Raw genomic sequence first — 20,868 nt, forward strand, 5'->3', positions numbered from 1 at the left:
GTGCGGCGCGCCCGGCTTAGAGCACCAGCGGTTCCGCTTCGAGACGCACGCCAAAACGGGCAGCGACGTCATCGACGATACATGCGGCCAACTGCATGACGTCGTGCCCGGTCGCGCCGCCCGTGTTCGTCAGAACGAGCGCCTGGCGATCGTGCACCCGCGCCGCGCTGCCGGCGGCGATGCCCCGCCCCTTCCAGCCGCATTGATCGATCAGCCAACCGGCCGCGAGCTTGTACCGACCGTCCGTCTGCGGATACGCGATCAGGCCCGGCTCACGTGCCTGCAATGACGCCCACTGCGCCGCGTCGATGACGGGATTCTTGAAGAAGCTCCCGGCATTGCCGATGACGGCCGGATCCGGTAATTTGGCCTGCCGTACGGCGACGACGGCGTCGAAGATATCGCGTGGCGTGGGCGCCGTGCATTGTCTTGCCTGCAAGACCTTGTCGAGGTCGGCATATGCACGGCGCGGCGCCCATTGCTTCGGCAATGAAAAGGTCACCGACAGAATGATCCAACGCTCCCCGCCGGGCTGCTTGAAGACGCTGTCGCGATAGCCGAAACGGCAGTCCGCGCAATCGAAGCGACGAATGTCTCCGGTCTGCCGATCCATCGCCGTCAACGTGTCGAAGAAATCGGCGATTTCGACGCCGTAGGCCCCAATGTTCTGCACCGGCGCCGCCCCCACCGTGCCGGGGATCAGCGCCAGGTTTTCCAGTCCGGGACAGCCTTGCGCCAAGGTCCAATCGACGAAAGCATGCCAGGGCTCACCGGCGCCGGCCTGGACGCGGACCCGGCGCCCATCGTCGACAACGTCCGAAGCGGATACAATCGACCGCCCGCGCAGGGCGATGCGCAGCACCAGGGCATCGAGGTCGCCCGTCAGCACGATATTGCTGCCGCCGCCCAGGACATGCACCGGCAGCCCTGCCACACGCGTATCGCGCAAGACCGCACGCAAGGCCTCGGCGCTGTCGACGGTGGCGCCGAAGCGGGCGCGAACGTCGAAGCCGAAAGTATTCCAGTCCTTCAACGGGATGTCGGGCTGCAGCAGGTCTTGCGCGAAGGCGCGGTCGGCATCGCCAGCGCGGGACGCATCGGGCGGGGAGGAAGCGTCGACGGACATCGAGGGTTTCGGGGAATCGGTGGAAATCAGGATCGGTCGGGACAGCGCGCCCCACATGGGCATACCGCCAGGCATGCCGACAACGGTAAAATAACGCGGTCAGAGATTATAACGGTCTGCGCCCCAAGGACGCGGACCGCCCTATCAGCACTATCAGGAGTCAAGCACCATGCCAACATTCGACGTCGTTTGCGAAGCCAATATGATCGAAGTGAAGAACGCGGTCGAGCAGGCGAACAAGGAAATTTCGACCCGCTTCGATTTCAAGGGGTCGGATTCGCGCCTCGAGCATAAGGACACGGAACTGACCGCGCATGCCGACGACGACTTCAAGCTCGGCCAGGTCAAGGACGTGATGGTGTCGAAGATGGCCAAGCGCAATGTCGACGTCCGTTTCCTCGACTACGGCAAGGTCGAGAAAATCGGCGGCGACAAGGTCAAGCAGGTCATCACCATCAAGAAGGGCGTCAGCGGCGATCTGGCCAAGAAGATCGTCAAGACGATCAAGGACGCCAAGATCAAGGTCCAGGCGAGCATTCAAGGCGATGCCGTGCGCGTGTCCGGCACCAAGCGCGACGATCTGCAAGCGACCATCGCACTGTTGAAGAAAGAGATCACCGACACGCCGCTCGATTTCAACAACTTCCGCGACTAAAAGGCGCGTGGCAAAACCCTAGCCGACCTTCTTTTTTGCGCCGATCTTGCTTTCCTCGCCGGATAGCAGCTTCGTGATATTGGCCTTGTGGCGCCAGATCAGCAGCAGGCTCATCACCGCCACGGCCCACGTCACGCGATTGGCGCCGCCGGCCAGAAAGGCTTGGTAGAACGGCGCGGCGATCGCGGCGATCAACGCTGCCAGCGACGAGTATCGCGTCAAGGCGGCGACCAGCAGCCAGGTCAGCAGCGTCGCGGCGCCGAGCAAGGGATGGAAGGCCAGCAGCACCCCAGCCGCAGTCGCCACGCCCTTGCCGCCTTTGAAACGGAAGAAGATCGGCCAGAGATGCCCGATAAACACGGCGATACCGGAAGCGGCAATCGCGCACTGCGCATCCGCATCGGCCCAACCATGCGTATGCACCCAGAGGCTCACGAGCCAGACGGCGAGCCAGCCTTTCAGCGCATCCCCGATCAACGTCAGAATGGCCGCTTTCCGATTGCCGCTACGCAGCACATTGGTGGCGCCCGGGTTACCGGAACCATAGGAGCGCGGATCCGACAGTCCCATCGCCGAACTGACGACGACGGCAAAGGAGACGGAGCCCAGCAGATAGCTGAGCACGATGGCAATGAGTTGGCTGATCAAGACGGGTCTCGCTGGAGCATCTGAATTTTACGGACCGCGCCGATCACGACAGACGGCAGCGGAACGCCGCGATTGTACCGCGTTGGCGAGCGCAATCCATCACCGGCGCCCTAATGCGGGGGCCGCCCCTATCGAGGGGGCTGCCGTTCAGGCATTCAGAGGGCCAGCGGGTCGGCCAGACGGCCGGTGGCGGAGTCGAAGGCGATTTTGTTTTCAATCGTCGCCGTGGTGCCCATCGCGTAATAGTTGACGGCGAGGCTGTCGTCGGGCATTGCGCGGATCGTGACGCTGACGGTGCTGATCAATGCGCTGTTCTGCTCCCCTTGCGGCGTGCGCATGGCCGCCTCCGATGCGCCGAAAGCGCTTATCGGCCAATGCGCTTCGATCGATACATTGACCAAGCCATCGTGGTTGCGGATATCGAATCGATATTCGGGCGCATCGATGCTCTCCAGATCGACCCACACCCCGTTGCCGACGTCGACGCGCGCCTTATCCGAACCGGCGATCAAAAAATGGGCTTTCAACGGATCGGCGAGGGCCGTTTGCGCCACGCCCAGACTTAAGTATTGCGTTGCCTCCTGCATGACCTGTGCATTTCGGCCGCAGACATTCCATAGCTGCTTCAGTTGCGTATTGCCTGCATGCGAGAGATCGCTGGTCTCCGATCCCCACGCGCCCCAAAACGTGTTCAACATCGTCCGTGCGCCTTCGACAGCGGTGTCGCTCATTCCATAAGCGTCGTCGGACATGACTAAAGCGAGCCGTTCGAAATCGTCGGCGAATGCACTGTCCACGCGATAGCCGCTCAAATCAGACACCGCGACCGGCATGATCGTCAGTCCTTTCTCGACATCCTCCGAGTACCGCGTATTTCGCTCCAGCAAGCGGTGACTGACAGCGTCGATCTCCGTCATCTTGCCGGTGAGCGTTTTGACGACGGCAATGCCGCTACGATCCAACGGGGCGAGCTGCTGCTCCGACAAAGCATCTACGATCTGCATCGCCTCGCTGGCGCGCGCGGGGTCCGCCTCTCCCATCTCCGTCAATGCCTGCATGACGTTCGACGCCGCCGTGGCGGCGGGATCCACCGCTTCCGTCGTGCTGGCGCGAACCGTTTCAGGCGCAGGCGGTGCCGCGCCGGCCGGCACGTCCTCTTCTTCGCGCGGCCGCCGATTGGATGCGATCAGCAACTCCGTCAGATAGCGTTCGGCGATCTCGCTATCCTTGGCATCGACGGGGATCGGTGTCGCGTCGCCCTGCAGCTTGCTTGCCTCCTGCGCGAACGCGTCGCTTATTACCACGCTCTCCATGCCGATGCCCGTCGCCAGTTGGAGATTCTCCAGTATCAACGGCACGGTTTCGGCAACGTAATGCGTCGTGTTGACGACGACGGCCGAAGCGTCGGCGATATGTTCGATCACGGTTTCGGCGATCTCGCCAGCCGCCGCGATCCCGCGCGTGACGCCCGCCGATGTCGCTTGATAGGCACTGACAACCGCGGCGATCGCACCGTCCGGAGACGGAAGAAAGGCGCGCAATGGCTGCACGATCTCCAAAATCCCCCTGTCATTGATCGCGTGATTGGCCATGTCGGCCACCACGCTGTAGAAACCTAGATCGTCCGCGCCGCGATTGATCTCGGGATTGGCGACGATGCCCATATCGATGACGTTTTTCATTTGTCGATAGAGAAACGTCGCACCGGCATACGCGTTGAGGCTTTTTCCCAGCAGCTTGTCCAACGGCTCCCAACCATGCCTGCCCACCATCGTGGCAAGCATTTTTTCGCTGGATTTTTCGTCGATGTGCGCCGCCAATTTCGAGGCGAGATCGGCGCTGACATCGCCCAACGCCGCGACCACCTCCGTTCTGATACCACTTTGATCGGCCTGGGTCAGATTGACATGGATGGCTTCCTTCGCCAGTTTCCCGACCGCGTCGATCATCTCGCTTTTTTCGCCGAGCAGTAATGCGGTCAACGCGAGCGGGGCCAATGTCGTATGGCGCTCACTGAGGAAAGCTGGCGATGCGGCAAACTCTCTCGCCATCTGACCGACGGTATGCCATACGCGCTCGGCCAGCACGTTGCGATTCACCTGACCGCCGGTGACAAAATCGACGAAGCGGTTGAGATTATCGGACTCACGCAACACGCTGGCGCCCAGCATATCCAGCGCCAAGCCGACGCCCGCTCGCACAGAGATGGAATCCATCAACGCCTCATCGAAGAGCGGATCGTCGGCTTACCCCATGACGACGGCAGCGACAAAATAAAGCGGGATTGGAGGCCGGATCCCGCATGACCTCACCGGCTCATGCTGCGCATCCGGCAATAAGACGGATGCCTACACCGACTGAAAAACCGCATGCGTTTTCGGCGCGGCCGCCCCGTCGTGCGCCGCCAGCGTCGGCAGGAAATTGCGCCAGCGCAGACTTTGATTGACGAAGCTTTCCACCGCCGCCAACGCTTCTTGCCGTGTCTGGTGCGCCAACATCACTGTCTTAAAAAAAACGATGCGCTGCAATTGCGGATCGAAACCGAAGTGCGACTGCTCGGTTGCCAGACCGAAGAGATGAAGCTGCAGCAGACGCGCGAATAACGCTTCCCGGTCCGACGCGGGCACGCTGCCAAGCGAGGTATGCAACTGCAGGACGTTTTGCTGATCGCCTTGGCCATCGGCTTCGAGCGTGACGTCCAAAGCACTGTCGAACTGAATCGTGCAACTGCCTGCCTTCGTCGCCTCTTGCAGATCGAGGCGCATTTCCAACCCTAGCGCGGTGAGCAGCTGTGCATAGTTCATACGCGCCTCGAAGAGCGTGTTGTCTAACGGTGTCGCCGTGCGAAGGCCGGGAAAGACCTTGAGCGAGGACGTGTCACAGCAACACCGCTCGCGCCGAGGTCATACCGTTGGTAACGCCGCAGGCGCGGCGGTTCCGGCACGCTGCCGCCGATAACACAGCGGTTTCTCTGCACGAAAAGTACCTGCGCGGCGGCCTTTTACATTAGGGCAACCTCGACCGCGATCGGATCGAGCACGCGAACCATATCCTGCGGACTGATGGAAACTAAATAACCGCGGCGGCCACCATTGATATAGATCGTCGGCAAATCGAGTATCGATTTCTCGACGAAGACCGGCATTTTCTTGCGCGTACCAAAGGGGCTCGTCCCCCCCACAAGGAAGCCGGTATGCCGATTCGCGACCTCCGGTTTGCAAGGCTCGATTTTTTTTCGCTTCGCTTGTCGGGCCAGCTCCTTGGTCGACACCTTGGCGTCGCCGTGCATCAGGACGATCAACGGCTGGGCGGATTCGTCTTCCATCACAAGCGTTTTAATCACGCTGTGTTCGTCCACTGCCAGCGCGCGCGCCGACTCCGATGTCCCCCCGTGTTCGACGTACTCGTACACATGACCGTCGAAGGGCACCGCGTGCTTGCGCAGAAATTGCGTCGCGGGCGTCTCGGATACATGCTCTTTCTTCTTCACTGCTATCCCCGTGGATGGTGCCGCGCGTGCAAGGTACGCAGACGCTCGCGCGCAACGTGCGTGTAGATCTGCGTTGTCGAAATATCGGCATGGCCGAGCAGCATCTGCACGGCCCGAAGGTCGGCGCCGTGATCGAGCAGATGGGTCGCGAAGGCATGGCGCAAGGTGTGCGGCGATAGCGGCCCGCGCACATCGGCCAGCAAGGCGTAGCGCTTGATCAGATACCAGAAGGCCTGACGCGTCATGCCATCGCCGCGTGTGGTCACGAACATCGCATCGGCCGCACGCGCGCCGAGCAAGGCCGGGCGCGCGTCTCGCAAATAGCGCTGCAGCCATTCCTGCGCTTCGTCGCCGAACGGCACCAGGCGCTCCTTCGACCCCTTGCCGAAAACGCGCAACACGCCTTCGTTCAAGCCGACTTCAACTGTCTTCAAATTCACCAGTTCCGAGACGCGTAAGCCGCTCGCATACATCAGCTCCAGCATCGTTCTGTCACGCAAGCCGAGATCGGTATCGACATCCGGCGCGTCCAGCAGCGCCACGACCTGTTTCTCGGACAGCGTCGACGGAAAGCGCGGCGGGCGTTTGGCGGCCCGCAGGCGCAGCGTCGGATCGCGTTGGACGTGATGCTCCCGCAGCGCCCAGCCGTAGAAACGCCGAAATGCCGCGAGCCGTCGGTTGGCGGACGTCGCCCGGCCATCGCCTCGTGCCGCGACATAGGCGGTCAACTCCGGTTCATCGGCGGCATCCAAGGGCGGGGCACCACGCGCCGCCAGCCATTCGGCGAACAGGCGGAGATCGCGTCGGTAGGCCTCGAGCGAGTTCTTCGCCAGCCCGTGCTCGAGCCACAAGGCATCGCAGAACGCGTCGATCAGCGTCAGGCTGCGCGGCGCGGCCTGCGGTGCATCGGGATCGGCGGCAGCGCGCGCGACACGGCGCGTGCCCGGCTTTGCGGTCTGCCTGGTCGTGACTTTTGTGGCGACTTTTTTCACGACTTTCGTCGCGCCCTTGGTCGACTTGGTGGCTAGCTTGGCGCTCGTCTTCGCGGCCCGCTTGGCGGGCGGCGTCGATTTCACCCCGGCCGCGGCGTCCGTTTCCGCCGTGCCCGCGTCAGTCGGCGTTCGCCGATTTTTCGCTCGCGGCTGCGCCGTTGTCTCGCCTGTCGTCATCTGCTTCCTATCCTTCGTGCCGCATCGACTGCCGTCGTAGTGGGTTTCATGATCGCGCCGGTGCCGGGGCTAGCGACAGGGTCGACACCGCCCCCTGCACGAGCGCCCAGGCCACATGCTCTCGCACCACAGGATCCGGGTGATCCACGTGCCGCGTCAAGGCTTCGCGCAGACGCTGCCGGGCCGCCGTGTCCGACGTTACGCGCAAGGCATTGCCCAGCGCGACCGCAATATTACGCAGCCAGCGCGAATGGCCGATACGCCGGATCGCACTCCCGGACAGCCGGGTGTCGAAATCGCTCTCGGTCCAATGAAACAGCGTCACGAGACGGCTGCTGTCCAGGTCGTTGCGGGTATCGAAGTCGGGCGTATCGGCGCGCTTCGCGAATTTATTCCAGGGACAGACCGTCTGGCAATCGTCACAGCCATAAATGCGATTACCGATCGCAGGACGCATCGCCTCCGGAATACTGCCGTCGAATTCGATCGTCAGGTAAGAGATGCAACGCCGCGCATCGAGCCGAAACGGTGCCACGATCGCACCGGTCGGGCAGGCATCGATGCAACGCCGGCACCCGCCGCAATGCGCGCCATCGGCGGACGGCGACGCGACGGCCGGATCCCGCATATCGGACATATCATGCAGTCCGCTCGCATCCGGACCGGCGTCGGCGTCCGCGCTTCCGGGCCGATCCACCGGCAGTGGCACGTCCAGATACAGCTCGCCGAGGAAGAAAAACGAACCGGCATCACGGGCAAGCAACAGCGTGTGCTTGCCGCGCCAACCGACGCCGGCACGCCGCGCCAGCTCCACTTCCATGACCGGCGCGGAATCGGTGAAGACGCGATGGCCGAACGGGCCGATCGCCTCGGCAATGCGATCGGCGAGCCGTTGCAGACGCTGCCGCATCACTTTGTGATAATCGCGACCGCGCGCATAGACCGACACGACCGCGGCTTCCGGATCGTCGAGCCTGCCAGCCTCCGTCTCACGCCAGCCCGCATCGAGGCTGCTGGGGAGATAAGGCAACCGGACGCTGATGACCCGTTGCGTGCCCGGCACCAACTCCGCCGGTCGGGCACGCTTCAGGCCATGTTTTTCCATATAATGCATCTGCCCGTGGTACCCGGCGGCAAGCCAGGCAAGCAAGCCGGGCTCCGCCGCGTGCAAGTCGATATCGCTGATGCCCACCGCGTCGAACCCAAGCGCGCGGGCCCAGTCCTTGATCGACGAAGCCAATTGCGCGAGCCTGGACGCATCGAGTTCGCGAGCGTCGGCGTTGCCGCGCTCGCCGACGGGCGTGACGCTACCCCGGGCCGCCGCGGTGTCATCGCGGACGGCGCCTTCAGGGCCGGTGCCCGTTGTCGGCCCGGCTGCATTTTCAGCGCCCGATCCGGGCGCGGTTACCATCGCATTCATCGTCGCCATTTTACGCAATGCCCGCTCCGCCGCCCTTGCCCACATCACATCAGTTCACGCTGTCCGACGAAACCGCGACCGCCGCGCTCGCCGCGCGATTCGCGCAGGCCTTCGCCGCCGCGCTGTCACCGGTGGCGCAGTCGGCGGCTTCCGTATCCACTCCCCTGGCTGCCGGCCTCCAGGTGCATATGGTCGGCGACCTCGGTGCGGGCAAGACGGCGTTCGTACGCGGCGTGCTACGTGCGCTCGGTCATGCGGGACGGGTGCGCAGCCCCACCTATACGCTGGTCGAACCCTACGCCTTGCCGCGAACCGACCCGGTGCCGCACACGTTGCAGATCCACCACTTCGACCTTTATCGTTTCGCCGACCCCGACGAATGGCGCGAGGCCGGCTTCGACGATTATCTCGCAGCGCGGGCGCTGAATCTGATCGAATGGCCCTCGCTGGCCGCTGGCGTGCTGCCGACGCCGGATCTGATCCTCACGCTGCGCGTCGATGTGGCGACCGATGCCGATTCGGTCGCACCCGGCGTCGCCGAGCCGGTGGACGTCGACGACGCGACAGATTCCGGTTCGCCCCGCACGCTGCAGGTCCAGGCGATCAGTCCTGCCGGCGTCGCCTGCCTCGCGGCCGTCCTGGAACCGCACCCCTAAACGACCACCCGCGCCCCTGCCACGTCATGTTTGGTTACAAGACGACGCTATAGGACGGCGTGCAATCCGGACATCTGCGTCGGATTCTGGCAAGATATCCCCTGCCCGCGATCTAAAGTTTTCTTACAAAACAGATACTAGCGCGTTTTTCTTCAGAATCTTCTCCAATGCTGATCAAGCCTTTTCGATCGATCGAAGTTAGTTCCGGCACCGACCGCGGCTGGAGCCGCCGCAAAGTGCTGCAAGCCGGCGCGTCCACCGCGGCATTGGCGCTGGGCGTGCCGCGCCTCGCGCAGGCCGCGGCCGTCACTGCCGTCCGCGTCTGGCCGGCCAAGGACTACACCCGCGTCACCATCGAATCGGATGAAACGCTGGGCTTCCAGCAACAGATCCTGTCGAATCCCGATCGGCTCGTGGTCGACTTGCAAGGCGTCGATCTGGACACGTCCTTGCGTGATCTCGTTGCCAAGATCCAGCCGAACGACCCGCAGATCCAGAATGTCCGCGTCGGGCAATTTCAGCCGCGTGTCGTGCGTCTGGTGTTCGATCTGAAGGGTGCCGTCAAGCCACAGTCGTTCACGCTGGCGCCGGTGGGCAACTATCGCAACCGTCTGGTGCTGGATCTGTATCCGGCCGTGCCGCCGGACCCGCTGATGGCGCTGCTGAAACAGACGCAGGCGAAGGAGCAGGCGCTGGCGCAGCAGAACAATCCGCCGCGCGCCCCACTATCCGGACCGACGACCGCGCAATCGGACGATTCGGAAGCGTTCTTCCGTCAGTACGCGCAGCAGACCAATCCGGCATCGCCGCAGGCCGCACCGTCGACCTCCACGCTGGCCGATGCCAAGCCTTTCTCGTCGTCGCCCGAGTCCGGTGGACGCTCGGCGTCCGGCGCAAAATCGCCCGCGGCGAAATCGGCACCCACCGAGCTTGCGCAGCGCGACAACTATGGCTTCAAGGGGCCGGCGAAGGCGGGACCGAAGACCCTGCGTTTGCTGACCATCGCGATCGATCCAGGCCATGGCGGCGAGGACCCGGGTGCGACCGGACAGACCGGCATGCACGAAAAAGCCGTGGTGCTCGATATCGGTCACAAGCTGCGCGAGAAGATCGACAACGAGCCGAATATGCGCTCGATGATGACGCGCGATGCCGACTTCTTCGTGCCGCTGTATGTGCGCACGCAGAAGGCGCGACGCGTCGGTGCCGACCTGTTCGTATCGATTCACGCCGATGCGTTCACGACACCGACAGCCAAGGGCTCGTCGGTGTTCGCGCTGTCCGAACATGGCGCCAGCAGCGCGGCGGCCCGGTGGATGGCGAATCGCGAAAACGCGTCCGATGAAATCGGCGGCGTTCCCGCCGGCACGAAAGATGTCGCGCTGACGCGCGCGCTGTTGGATATGTCGACGACCGCCCAGATCCGCGACAGCCTGAAGTACGGCGACTACGTGCTCAATGAAATCGGCGGCATCAACAAGTTGCACAGCCACAACGTCGAGCAGGCGGGATTCGCGGTGTTGAAGTCGCCCGATATCCCGTCGGTGCTGGTGGAAACGGCCTTCATCAGCAATCCGGACGAAGAAGCCCGGCTGAAAAGCGACAGCTATCGCGATGAAATGGCGTCCGCCATCCTGCGCGGGATCAAGAAGTATCTGGCAGCCCACCCGCCGTTGGCGAAGAACACCGTGGTGTGAGGCGGGTTGCCATGGTGTGAGTCGGTTGGCGCCGGCCGTCAAGACAAGGCCGGCCGCGGCACGGCATCGTCCGCGTACAGCGTCGTCCGATCACGGGGCAGCCGACAGAGCGGCTGCCGGCGACTCAGGCGCCGCGCGATGAATCCGTTGCGCCAGACGCCGCGCGCTTCTGTCGCACCATCTTGTACACGCCGGCCAGGGCCACCGGCACGATCGCCGCACAGACGCCCACCAGCGCGATCACGTTCAAGTATTGGCGGATGAACGGCAGGTTGCCGAAGAAATAGCCGCAGATCACCAGCAACCCCACCCAAAACACCGCGCCGACGACGTTGAACAGCTGAAAGCGCGCCATGCCCATGCCGGAGACGCCGGCGACGAAAGGCGCGAACGTCCGCACCACCGGGACGAAGCGCGCCAGCACCAGCGTCTTGCCGCCATGGCGTTCGTAGAAGCCATGCGTGCGTTGCAGCGCCGTGCGATCCAGGAAGCGCCAGTTCGATTCATAGACCTTCGGTCCGATCGACCGCCCGATCAGGTAGTTCACCGTATTGCCGAGCACCGCCGCAACCAGCAACAGCACCAGCAAGGTGCTCAAGGACATCGCGCCACTGGCGGCGAACGCACCGCCGATAAACAGCAGCGAGTCGCCAGGCAGGAAGGGAAAGATCACCAGTCCGGTTTCACAGAACACGATCAGGAACAGCACCGCATAGACCCAGGCCCCGTAATTCGCGATGAAAGGGCCGAGGAATTTGTCGATATGCAAAATCATGCCGGCGAAATGCAAAACGGTGTCCAAATCGTTATTCCTTGCGTTAAGTGGATCGATGCCAGCGAGGCGCAGAACATCATACCGGAATCACCTGCGCGCCAAGGGATTCGGCGGGCCCTTCCGGTAATGCCGTTATAATTCTCGTCATCGTCCTATGGCGTTCCCGGTGGCATCGCCCGCGCGCCGCACCGTCTGGATCACCGCTAGTTTCCCGCATCGTTTGTTAACACCGCGTTAACCTTGAACCCTTCCCAGACCTCCGATCACGATGCCGATTCGCTCGGCATCGGGGCACCGCTGCCTGCCGCCGAAACCGCGGCGGGGCCGCGCCGTGGCCGTCAAGCAAGTCGTCCGATCTGCGCCCTGCCCGATCAACTGATCAGTCAGATCGCGGCCGGCGAAGTCGTCGAGCGCCCGGCATCGGTGGTGAAGGAATTGTTGGAGAACGCACTGGACGCGGGCGCCAGCACGTTGCGCATCGTGCTGGAGGCCGGCGGCGTCAAGCGCATCAGCATCACCGACGACGGCGGCGGCATTGCCGCCGACGAGCTGCCGTTGGCCTTGATGCGCCACGCTACCAGCAAGATCCGCTCGCTGGCGGAGTTGGAATCGGTCGCGACGCTTGGTTTTCGGGGCGAAGCGCTGGCCTCGATCGCGTCGGTGGCGCAGATGAGTATCACCAGCCGCACGGCCGCGGCGCCGCATGCGACGCGGATCGATGCCGACACCGGCGTCATCGCGCCGTCGGCGGGCGGCACCGGCACCGTCATCGACGTCCGCGAGCTGTACTTCAACACGCCGGCGCGGCGCAAGTTCCTGAAGAGCGAGCAGACGGAATTCGGACATTGCCTGGAGATGGTCCGGCGTGCGGCCCTGTCGCGGCCCGATGTCGCGATCTCCGTGCTGCACAACGGCCGCGCCGTCGAGCATTGGAATGCGGCGGAACCGGTGCAGCGCGTGGGTGCCGTCATGGGCGAAGGCTTCAGCCGCGCCTTCCTGCCGGTGGACGAAGCAGCCGGACCGATCGCCGTCTACGGCTGCGCCGGCTTGCCGACCACCAGCCGGACGCGGGCAGACCAGCAATATTTCTTCGTCAACGGCCGGTTCGTCCGCGATCGACTGCTGGGCCATGCGGTCCGCGCGGCCTACGAGGATGTGCTGCACGGCGACCGCTTCCCGGCCTATTGCCTGTTCCTCGACCTGCCGCCGGAAGCCGTCGACGTCAACGTGCATCCATCGAAGATCGAAGTACGTTTCCGCGATTCGCGATCGATCCACCAGTTCGTATTCCACGCCGTGCAGCGCGCCTTGTCGCGTTACGCCGGGCAGTCGCCCGAAACGACGCAAGGCGGCCATGCCGCCGCGATCGGCCCGGACGGCCTGGCTGCCGACCCGACCTCCGGCGCGGCCGATGGCGGCGTACCGGCACAGACGATGCCAGCCTGGCGCCCGCAGGCGCCTTTGCATGCCACGCAGCAGGCGTCCTTGCCGATTGGTCGGCTCGGTGCCGGCGGCGGCAATACCGGCGCGTATTTCGGCGGTGCCAATGGCGGCTTCCGCGGCGGGCCCGCGGCGTCACCGGCCAGCACGTCCTACTACGGCGCGCTGTTCGGCAAACGGGAAGACGCGCCGGGCGCGGACGGCGCCGATGCCACAGCGCGCGCTGACGATCCGAACTGGCGCCCCGCCTCGCCGCTGTTCGTCGCCGAGCCCGGCGCCACGTACGCCCGCAACCCGGACGGCTTGAACGGCGAAGGCGCCGGCATCGAAAACGCCGCAATCGGTAGCGCTGCCGGCTACGACGGCTACGATCGCGCCGCGCGCGGACTCGGTCTGCCGAATGCCGCCGGCGGCAAGGCCAGCGATTGGGACGACGACGACGCCCACCCGCTCGGCTTTGCCTTGGGTCAGGTGCATGGCATCTATGTGCTGGCGCAGAACGGTCGCGGCATCGTCATCGTCGATATGCACGCGGCGCACGAGCGCATCCTGTACGAGCAATTCAAGACGGCGCTTGCAAACCGGACCATCGCCGTGCAGCCGCTGCTGATCCCGGTGTCGATGCCGGCCGATCCGATCGAAGTAGGCACCGTCGAGGAAAACCGCGAAACGCTGGAGGCGCTCGGCTTCGACATCGCGCCGATCTCGCCGACGACGCTGGCGATTCGCTCGGTGCCGGCCTTGCTGAAGGAAGCCGATCTGGGCGCGCTCGCGCGCGCCTTGATCGCCGATCTGCACGCCTGGGGCGGCTCGCGTGTGTTGACCGAGCACCAACACACCTTGCTCGGCACGCTGGCCTGCCATCATGCGGTGCGGGCGAATCGTCGGCTCACGCTCGACGAGATGAATGCGCTGCTCCGATCGATGGAACAGACCGAACGCGCGGACCAATGCAATCACGGCCGTCCCACCTGGTATCAGTTGACCATCGGTGATCTGGACCGCCTGTTCATGCGTGGCCAATGACGTTGCCGCCCTCTCTTTCCACTGCCGCGCCGGTCGTCTGCATATTGGGGCCCACCGCATCGGGCAAGACGGCGAGCGCGCTGGCGGTCGCACGTCATGAACGCGCGGCCGGACGTGCCGTCGAGCTGATCAGCCTGGACTCCGCGCTAGTGTTTCGCGACATGGATATCGGTACGGCGAAACCGAGCGCCGCCGAACGTGCGGACGTGCCGCACTGGCTGATCGATATCCGCGATCCCGTGCAGGCGTACTCCGCCGCCGAATTCCGCGACGACACGCTCGCCCTGATCGCCGAGATCCGCGCCCGTGGTGCGCAACCGGTGATCGTCGGCGGCACGATGATGTATTTTCACGCACTGACGCAAGGCTTGGCAGCGCTCCCCCAGGCCGATGCCGCCGTGCGCGCGGCACTCGATGCGGAGGCCGCGCGAGAAGGCTGGCCCGCGATGCATCGTCGTCTGGCCGCGCACGATCCGGAAACCGCGGCACGCCTGGCGCCGAACGATGCGCAGCGTATCCAGCGCGCGCTGGAAATTCTGCACATCAGCGGTCAGACGATGTCCTACTGGCTGGCACGCCAGAAAGCCGAGGCCGACGCGGCGCCAGACGCCGCGTCGGCCGCGTCGCGCTATACGGTGATTTCACTGGAACCGTCCGATCGCGCCGTGCTGCACGCACGGATCGCCACGCGATTCGATGCGATGCTGGACCACGGATTCATCGATGAAGTCGCGCGACTGCGGGCCAGGGGTGATTTGCATCCGGACCTGGCATCGATGCGCTGTGTCGGCTATCGACAGGCGTGGGACTATCTGGACGGTCGAGACGACCGAACGACGATGCGGGATAAGGGGATTTTCGCCACGCGCCAGCTGTGCAAGCGACAACTGACCTGGCTGAGAAAGATCGGCGGACGCTCGGTGATCGATTGCGTCCGCGACGATGTGGTCGAGCAGGCCAGCCGCGCCGTCATCGACGCACTGGCCCAGGCGCGCAGCGCCTAGACCGAGAAGACCCGCTTAGATCACGACGGTCTGTGCTTCGCCGGCCGCGCTCGCGCGCACCTTGCCGATTTGCCACACCACTTCACCGGCAGCCGACAGCGCCGCGCTGGCCTTAGCCGCGTCCTGCTCGGACACGACGAGTACCAGGCCGATACCGCAGTTGAACACCCGATGCATTTCCGCATCCGCCACGCCGCCATGCTTCTGCAGCCAGCCGAACAGCGGCGGCAGCGGCCAGGCGCTGTGGTCGAGCTCGGCGGTCAGCCCTTCGGCCAGGATCCGCGGAATATTTTCGACCAGTCCGCCGCCGGTGATATGGGCGATGCCCTTGACGGCAACCTGTTCCAGCAGGCTCAGCACCGGCTTGACATAGATGCGCGTGGGCGCCATCAATGCGTCCGACAGCGAACGGCCGTCGAAATCGGCGTCCAGATCCGGATTCGCCCGTTCGATGATCTTGCGGACCAGCGAATAGCCATTCGAGTGGATGCCGCTCGACGCCAGGCCCAGCACGACATCGCCCGGCTGAATCGTGCGACCGTCGATGATCTTGCTCTTCTCGACCGCGCCCACCGCAAAACCGGCCAGATCGTACTCACCGTCCGGATACATGCCCGGCATTTCCGCCGTTTCGCCACCGATCAGCGCACAGCCGGCCAGCTCGCAGCCGGTGGCAATGCCGCCGACGACGCGCGCCGCGGTATCCACGTCGAGCTTGCCGCAAGCAAAATAGTCGAGGAAGAACAACGGCTCAGCGCCCTGCACCAGGATATCGTTGACGCTCATCGCGACCAGATCCTGGCCCACCGTGTCGTGACGATTCAGCTCGAAGGCGAGGCGCAGCTTGGTGCCCACGCCGTCGGTGCCGGACACGAGGACCGGCTCTTTGTAGCGTTTCGGGATTTCGAACAGCGCGCCGAAACCGCCGATGCCGTTCAGCACGCCTTCACGCATCGTGCGCTTGGCCAGCGGCTTGATACGATCGACCAACGCGTCGCCCGCGTCGATGTCGACCCCCGCGTCGCGGTAGGACAGACCGGCGGCGGATGCGTTCACGGGAAGGTCTTTCGATTCATTCATGACGGAAAAGCAGTGAAAAGCACACGCAAAATCGCGCGGCATCGTGAAAGGGCACCGTCTGCACGCGGCAGGTTCGGTAAAATGCGGATTTTACCCCATGCAGGCTGCCGCCCGATGGATTCGCCGATGATTTTGCTGTCGTTTCGCTCCTGCCCCAGCAGCCAGCCCCCGCGCGGGGCTGCCGCGGCGGCACGCGCGCGGACCGGAGACGGGTCTTGACGCGCCTGCACGCAGGCGCCCCCGCCGGTGCGGCGCGGACCCCGCCTGCCGTCACCGCATCCGATCTTCCGACGGCGGCATCGTCCGCTTCCGCGCCGATCAGCCGCCAGTTGCTGCTCGACCTGGGCACCCCGCCGCCGGCCACTTTCGACAATTTCATCGCCGGCCCGAATACGGAATTGGTGAGCCGACTGTTGCAGTTGCGCCGTAGCGTGTTCGCCACACCCGACATCCAGCGGCCAGGCCTGGTCCGCGCCCCCGACGATCGGGTGTTCTACGTCTGGGGCGAGTCCGGCAGCGGCCGTAGCCATCTATTGCACGCACTGTGCGATGCCGTCGACCTGCCCGATGCGCCGGCTGGCAGCGCGCAACAGCGCGTACGATTGCTGACGCCGCAGAGCCCGCTGTCGAGTTTCGGCTTCGATCCGCACGTGACGCTCTACGCGATCGACGACTGCGACCGGCTGCCGCCGGCCCGACAGATCGCGGTTTTCAATCTCTTCAATGAAATCCAGGCAGACCCGAAAGTCGCCTTTGTCGCCACCGGCGGTGCGCCCCCGCGTGGTCTGACGATCCGCGACGACCTGCGCACACGACTCGGCTGGGGCCTGGTTTATCGTTTGGCGCCGTTGAACGACGATGAAAAAATGGCGGCACTGCAGATCGCGGCGCGCGACCGTGGCTTTGCGCTGGCACCCGATGTGCCGCCGCATCTGCTGCACCATTACCAGCGCGACATGCCGAGCCTGAAGCGTTTACTCGATGCGCTGGGACAATTCGCCCTGGAACGCAAACGCGCGATCACGCTGCCGCTGCTGCGCGCGATGCTCGCCGATGCGCCTGACGGCATCGTCGCGCCTCCGGCCGCCGCACCGGTCGGAATCGCAAAAACAGCCTCTTCTCCCCATTCCGCTCGGACTCGTACCGGCCGCATCAAGTAGAATCACATTCCATGACCCGACTCGCATTATTCGACCTCGACCACACCCTGATCCCCACTGACAGCGATCATGCGTGGGGACGCTTCATGATCCAGCTCGGATTGGTCGACCCGGTGCAATTTCAGCGGGACAATGAGCGCTTCTACGAGGACTACCAGAACGGTTGCCTCGACATTCACGCCTACCTTCGGGTGGCGGTGGCGCCGCTCACGCGCCATTCGCGCGACGAGCTGGATGCCTGGCACCGTCAATTCATGGCCGACGTGATCGGCCCTAACCTGCTGCCGAGCGCGCGCGAACTGGTCCGTGCGCATCAGGACGCAGGCGATTTGTGTTGCATCATCACCGCCACCAACGCCTTTGTGACCCGCCCGATCGCGACGGCGTTCGGCGTCGACAATCTGCTGGCCATCGAATTGGCGACGGAAGACGGTGCGCCGCGCGGCCGCTACACCGGCGACATCGTCGGCGTGCCGAGCTTCCGTGAAGGCAAAGTCACCCGACTGCATAGCTGGCTCGCCGACCAGGGCAAGACACTGGCCGATTTTTCGCAGACTTTTTTCTACAGCGATTCGCGTAACGACCTGCCCCTGATGCAGGAGGTCAGCGACCCCGTTGCGACGAACCCGGACGAGACGTTGCGCGCGCATGCGGTCGCGCACGGCTGGCGCATCCTGGAACTCTTTAATTGACGTGATTACAAAATTTATTAAAAAACTACTAGGCCGTCCGGAAGACGACACGTCCCCCTCGACGGAAATGGAAGGGGCCCTCGATACGCCGTCGGCCGATGAGCATGGCGGCGCGGATGCCGCGCCGGCGGCCACGGCCCGGCCCCGATCGCGCAGCACGGCGCCAGCTCCGGCCGCACCGGGCTCCGCGGCGCGCGCCCGAGAAAAGGCCGCGCGCGCGGCCCAAGCTGCGCGTGAACATACCGAAAACGGCGATGCAGCGGACGGCGTGGCAGCGGAGACCGATGCGGCCGGCCGTGCCGAGCGCGCCACTGGTGGCGGCGTCGCACGACGCGCGCGCTCGATTCGCGCCGCCAGCGGCAACGCCAACGTGGCGCGCGGCGGCGCAAAGCCCGGCGCGGCGGCCTTTACCGGCTCGGACACCCCGGTGGTGATCCCCGCCGACGTGCACGGCATCAACCCCAATCTGATCTCGCGCAACGCGGTACGCGTGACCGATACGCTGCAGCAGGCCGGTTTCCGCGCCTTCATCGTCGGCGGCGCCGTGCGCGATCTGTTGTTCGGGGTCGCGCCCAAGGATTTCGACGTCGCCACCGATGCCACGCCGGATCAGGTGCAGAAACTGTTCCGACGCGCGCGCATCATCGGTCGACGCTTCCAGATCAATCACGTGCAATTCGGTCAGGACATCATCGAAGTCTCGACGTTCCGGGCACTGGTCGATCCGGCGGCGACGCCTGAAACGGCGGCGGCCGACAACGCCGCGACGGCCGAAGCCGAGGCCGCGATCGTCGCATCGGCGGCCGAAGCGGGCCGCGGCGCCGCCGCGCGCACCACGGTCACGCCGAACGACAGCGACAGCGGCAGCGGCAGCGGCGCCGTCGATGCCGACGACGCACACGACAGCGACGATGCGGGATCGCACGACGACGCACGCGATAACGGACATGACGGCGCCGAGCCGCGCGGCCAGGATGCACCGCGTGGGCCGAACCAAGGCGGCCGCGGCGATCGTCGCAACCGTCGTCGACGCGAGGATCCGGACCGTCGCTTGCATGCGGTGGACGCCAGTGGCCGCGTGGTACGCGACAACGTCTGGGGTGAACAGCACGAAGACGCGCGTCGTCGCGACTTCACGATCAACGCGATGTACTACGATCCGTCCAGCCAGACGGTACTCGATTATCACGAGGGAATGGCCGATATGCGTGCGCGGACGCTGCGCATGATCGGCGACCCGGAGACCCGCTATCGCGAGGATCCGGTGCGGATGATGCGCGTCGTCCGGTTTGCGGCGAAGCTCGGCTTCGATATCGAGCCGGCGACGCGTGCACCGATCGCCGAGATGGCCGATCTGCTGAACAACGTCCCGGCCGCGCGGATTTTCGACGAGATGCTGAAGCTGCTGCTGTCAGGGCACGCCTTGGCCTGCCTGACGAAGCTGCGTACCGAAGGCCTGCTCGGTCATCTGTTGCCGATGCTCGACTCGGCATTGTCCGAACCCGTCAGCGAGAAGTTCATCACGCTGTCGCTGACGAATACCGACCAGCGCATTCGCTCGGGCAAGCCGGTCTCCCCGGGGTTCCTGTTCGCTGCACTGTTGTGGCATGAAACGCAGCGCAGCTGGAAGCGCTACATGGTCGCGGGGGAATTGCCGATTCCGGCGCTGCACCGCGCGATGGACGAGGTCATGAACGCGCAGATCGGCAAGCTGGCCATTCAGCGGCGTTATGTCACCGATATGAAGGAAATCTGGGGCATGCAGCCGCGCCTGGAAAAGCGCGCTGGCCGTAGTGCTTTGAAACTGCTTGAACACCCGAAATTCAGAGCGGCGTATGATTTCCTATTGTTGCGCTGTGAATCGGAAGAGTTGGAACCGGCCCTGGGCCAATGGTGGACCGATTTCATCACAGGCGACTTCGAGGCACGCGAGGCATTGCTGAATAACAGCCCGCGTGAAGCCGGCCCGCGCGCCCGGCCGCGACGTCGGCGGCGGCGCGGTGGGCAGGGCAGGCAAGACGGCGGCCAGGACCATGATGGTGGCGCCGATGTCCCGACTCCAACGGTGTAGACGCACTCTGTAACGGTTTTACGCTATGACAGTTGCCTATCTGGGACTGGGCGCCAATCTCGGCGATGCACGTCAGTCGCTGAAAGACGCGGTCATCGCGCTGGCGCAACGGCCCGGCATCATCGTGCTCGGCAAATCGAGCCTCTATCAATCCGCCCCGGTGGACGCCAGCGGCGACGACTACCTGAACGTCGTGATCGCCATCGGCACGCTCCTGACACCGCGCGCCCTGCTGGAGCTATGCCAGGACGTCGAGCGCGAGTTCGGCCGCGAGCGCCCGTTTCACAATGCGCCCCGGACGCTCGATGTCGACATCCTGCTGTACGGCGATCTCGACATGTCCGAGCCCGACCTGCGCATCCCGCATCCGCGCATGACGGAACGGGCTTTCGCGCTGCTGCCCTTGCTGGAACTCGACGGCGATGTCATCGTGCCCGGCAAGGGACGCGCGGCGGATTACGTCGCGGCGGTGCGCGATCAGCGTATCGAGATCGTCACGACGTGTCAGTGCCGCATCCCGACCGCGAGCACCGCTGCCGCCGCGCGCGGTGCGTGCGGTCCCGGCAACACGCGTTAGCCGCGACGTCGCCCCCTCCACCCTCTTTTCCTGCTGCCGATGAATCGCTCCCGCTTTGCCTCCACGCCGCTGGGCGCCTTTTCCACCGCAGGCGCGGACCGGGCGTCCGGCGATGCGGTCGGTACAGGCAGCGGTATCGAACCGGGCGCCCTGCCGCCGGGCACGATCGTCGGTGTGAACAG

18 protein-coding genes are annotated in these 20,868 nt (G+C 64.6%); 9 read left to right on the forward strand and 9 right to left on the reverse strand.

All coding sequences use genetic code 11. The features are described 5' to 3' along the window. Positions 1-16 precede the first annotated feature (16 nt). Positions 17-1,126: a UDP-N-acetylmuramate dehydrogenase gene (murB, locus tag ABEG21_RS12565; protein ID WP_347554913.1), complete on the reverse strand. Its 1,110-nt coding sequence runs from the start codon at positions 1,124-1,126 to the stop codon at positions 17-19. Between the two features lie 169 nt (positions 1,127-1,295). Between murB and ABEG21_RS12570 the strand changes: the two genes are divergently transcribed. Beyond that, on the forward strand, positions 1,296-1,781 hold the full coding sequence (locus tag ABEG21_RS12570) for a YajQ family cyclic di-GMP-binding protein (protein ID WP_347554914.1): 486 nt from the start codon (positions 1,296-1,298) through the stop codon (positions 1,779-1,781). Between the two features lie 18 nt (positions 1,782-1,799). On the opposite strand, the gene plsY is transcribed toward ABEG21_RS12570, so the two are convergent. The 6 genes from plsY to queG all read right to left on the reverse strand — a co-directional run bounded on the left by plsY (position 1,800) and on the right by queG (position 8,517). After that, positions 1,800-2,426, reverse strand: a complete 627-nt coding sequence (gene plsY, locus ABEG21_RS12575) for a glycerol-3-phosphate 1-O-acyltransferase PlsY (protein ID WP_347556769.1) — start codon at positions 2,424-2,426, stop codon at positions 1,800-1,802. A gap of 158 nt (positions 2,427-2,584) precedes the next feature. Further along, a complete protein-coding gene (locus ABEG21_RS12580) occupies positions 2,585-4,645 on the reverse strand; it encodes a hypothetical protein (protein ID WP_347554915.1) in 2,061 nt (686 codons plus the stop codon). Between the two features lie 132 nt (positions 4,646-4,777). Continuing rightward, positions 4,778-5,233 carry a type III secretion system chaperone gene (locus ABEG21_RS12585; RefSeq protein WP_347554916.1) on the reverse strand — a complete coding sequence of 152 codons (456 nt, stop codon included), beginning with the start codon at positions 5,231-5,233 and terminating at the stop codon, positions 4,778-4,780. Positions 5,234-5,430: 197 nt separating this feature from the next. Beyond that, positions 5,431-5,919 (reverse strand): Cys-tRNA(Pro) deacylase, encoded by a 489-nt coding sequence (ybaK, locus tag ABEG21_RS12590; protein ID WP_347554917.1) that lies wholly within the window; start codon positions 5,917-5,919, stop codon positions 5,431-5,433. A 2-nt stretch (positions 5,920-5,921) separates the two neighbouring features. After that, entirely contained in the window at positions 5,922-6,800 is an 879-nt protein-coding gene (xerD, locus tag ABEG21_RS12595; RefSeq protein WP_347556770.1) for a site-specific tyrosine recombinase XerD, read from the reverse strand. Between the two features lie 334 nt (positions 6,801-7,134). Beyond that, positions 7,135-8,517: a tRNA epoxyqueuosine(34) reductase QueG gene (gene queG, locus ABEG21_RS12600; RefSeq protein ID WP_347554918.1), complete on the reverse strand. Its 1,383-nt coding sequence runs from the start codon at positions 8,515-8,517 to the stop codon at positions 7,135-7,137. 26 nt (positions 8,518-8,543) lie between these two features. Here queG and tsaE point away from each other — a divergent pair, with 26 nt between their 5' ends. After that, entirely contained in the window at positions 8,544-9,164 is a 621-nt protein-coding gene (gene tsaE / locus ABEG21_RS12605) for a tRNA (adenosine(37)-N6)-threonylcarbamoyltransferase complex ATPase subunit type 1 TsaE (protein WP_347554919.1), read from the forward strand. A 167-nt stretch (positions 9,165-9,331) separates the two neighbouring features. Further along, positions 9,332-10,861: an N-acetylmuramoyl-L-alanine amidase gene (locus ABEG21_RS12610; protein ID WP_347554920.1), complete on the forward strand. Its 1,530-nt coding sequence runs from the start codon at positions 9,332-9,334 to the stop codon at positions 10,859-10,861. Positions 10,862-10,985: 124 nt separating this feature from the next. Here ABEG21_RS12610 and ABEG21_RS12615 read toward each other — a convergent pair whose 3' ends face one another. Further along, on the reverse strand, positions 10,986-11,663 hold the full coding sequence (locus ABEG21_RS12615; protein ID WP_347554921.1) for a DedA family protein: 678 nt from the start codon (positions 11,661-11,663) through the stop codon (positions 10,986-10,988). A 270-nt stretch (positions 11,664-11,933) separates the two neighbouring features. Between ABEG21_RS12615 and mutL the strand changes: the two genes are divergently transcribed. Both mutL and miaA read left to right on the forward strand, forming a co-directional pair. Then, a complete protein-coding gene (gene mutL, locus ABEG21_RS12620; protein ID WP_347556771.1) occupies positions 11,934-14,102 on the forward strand; it encodes a DNA mismatch repair endonuclease MutL in 2,169 nt (722 codons plus the stop codon). Beyond that, complete coding sequence (gene miaA / locus ABEG21_RS12625; protein ID WP_347554922.1) at positions 14,099-15,106, forward strand: tRNA (adenosine(37)-N6)-dimethylallyltransferase MiaA; 1,008 nt, start codon at positions 14,099-14,101, stop codon at positions 15,104-15,106. The genes mutL and miaA overlap by 4 nt, the downstream gene beginning before the upstream one ends. Before the next feature lie 15 nt (positions 15,107-15,121). Here the strand turns inward: miaA and purM are convergent, their stop codons facing one another. Further along, positions 15,122-16,186 carry a phosphoribosylformylglycinamidine cyclo-ligase gene (gene purM, locus ABEG21_RS12630; protein ID WP_347554923.1) on the reverse strand — a complete coding sequence of 355 codons (1,065 nt, stop codon included), beginning with the start codon at positions 16,184-16,186 and terminating at the stop codon, positions 15,122-15,124. A gap of 317 nt (positions 16,187-16,503) precedes the next feature. Here purM and hda point away from each other — a divergent pair, with 317 nt between their 5' ends. From hda to folK, 4 genes are all read left to right on the forward strand, one after another. Beyond that, entirely contained in the window at positions 16,504-17,346 is an 843-nt protein-coding gene (hda, locus tag ABEG21_RS12635) for a DnaA regulatory inactivator Hda (protein WP_347556772.1), read from the forward strand. 11 nt (positions 17,347-17,357) lie between these two features. After that, entirely contained in the window at positions 17,358-18,038 is a 681-nt protein-coding gene (locus ABEG21_RS12640; RefSeq protein ID WP_347554924.1) for an HAD family hydrolase, read from the forward strand. Positions 18,039-18,306: 268 nt separating this feature from the next. Then, on the forward strand, positions 18,307-20,109 hold the full coding sequence (pcnB, locus tag ABEG21_RS12645; RefSeq protein ID WP_347556773.1) for a polynucleotide adenylyltransferase PcnB: 1,803 nt from the start codon (positions 18,307-18,309) through the stop codon (positions 20,107-20,109). A 25-nt stretch (positions 20,110-20,134) separates the two neighbouring features. Further along, complete coding sequence (gene folK / locus ABEG21_RS12650; RefSeq protein WP_347554925.1) at positions 20,135-20,686, forward strand: 2-amino-4-hydroxy-6-hydroxymethyldihydropteridine diphosphokinase; 552 nt, start codon at positions 20,135-20,137, stop codon at positions 20,684-20,686. Positions 20,687-20,868 lie beyond the last annotated feature (182 nt).

The organism is Robbsia sp. KACC 23696 (assembly GCF_039852015.1).
Classification (GTDB): Bacteria; Pseudomonadota; Gammaproteobacteria; order Burkholderiales; family Burkholderiaceae; genus Robbsia.

Excerpts from the sequence above, each read along its gene's own strand:
- queG (WP_347554918.1), bottom strand. The coding sequence starts at position 8,517 with ATGGCGACGATGAATGCGATGGTAACCGCGCCCGGATCGGGCGCTGAA.
- ABEG21_RS12610 (WP_347554920.1), top strand. The coding sequence starts at position 9,332 with ATGCTGATCAAGCCTTTTCGATCGATCGAAGTTAGTTCCGGCACCGAC.
- miaA (WP_347554922.1), top strand. The coding sequence starts at position 14,099 with ATGACGTTGCCGCCCTCTCTTTCCACTGCCGCGCCGGTCGTCTGCATA.
- ABEG21_RS12570 (WP_347554914.1), top strand. The coding sequence starts at position 1,296 with ATGCCAACATTCGACGTCGTTTGCGAAGCCAATATGATCGAAGTGAAG.
- ABEG21_RS12580 (WP_347554915.1), bottom strand. The coding sequence starts at position 4,645 with ATGGATTCCATCTCTGTGCGAGCGGGCGTCGGCTTGGCGCTGGATATG.
- murB (WP_347554913.1), bottom strand. The coding sequence starts at position 1,126 with ATGTCCGTCGACGCTTCCTCCCCGCCCGATGCGTCCCGCGCTGGCGAT.
- folK (WP_347554925.1), top strand. The coding sequence starts at position 20,135 with ATGACAGTTGCCTATCTGGGACTGGGCGCCAATCTCGGCGATGCACGT.
- ABEG21_RS12640 (WP_347554924.1), top strand. The coding sequence starts at position 17,358 with ATGACCCGACTCGCATTATTCGACCTCGACCACACCCTGATCCCCACT.
- purM (WP_347554923.1), bottom strand. The coding sequence starts at position 16,186 with ATGAATGAATCGAAAGACCTTCCCGTGAACGCATCCGCCGCCGGTCTG.
- ABEG21_RS12585 (WP_347554916.1), bottom strand. The coding sequence starts at position 5,233 with ATGAACTATGCACAGCTGCTCACCGCGCTAGGGTTGGAAATGCGCCTC.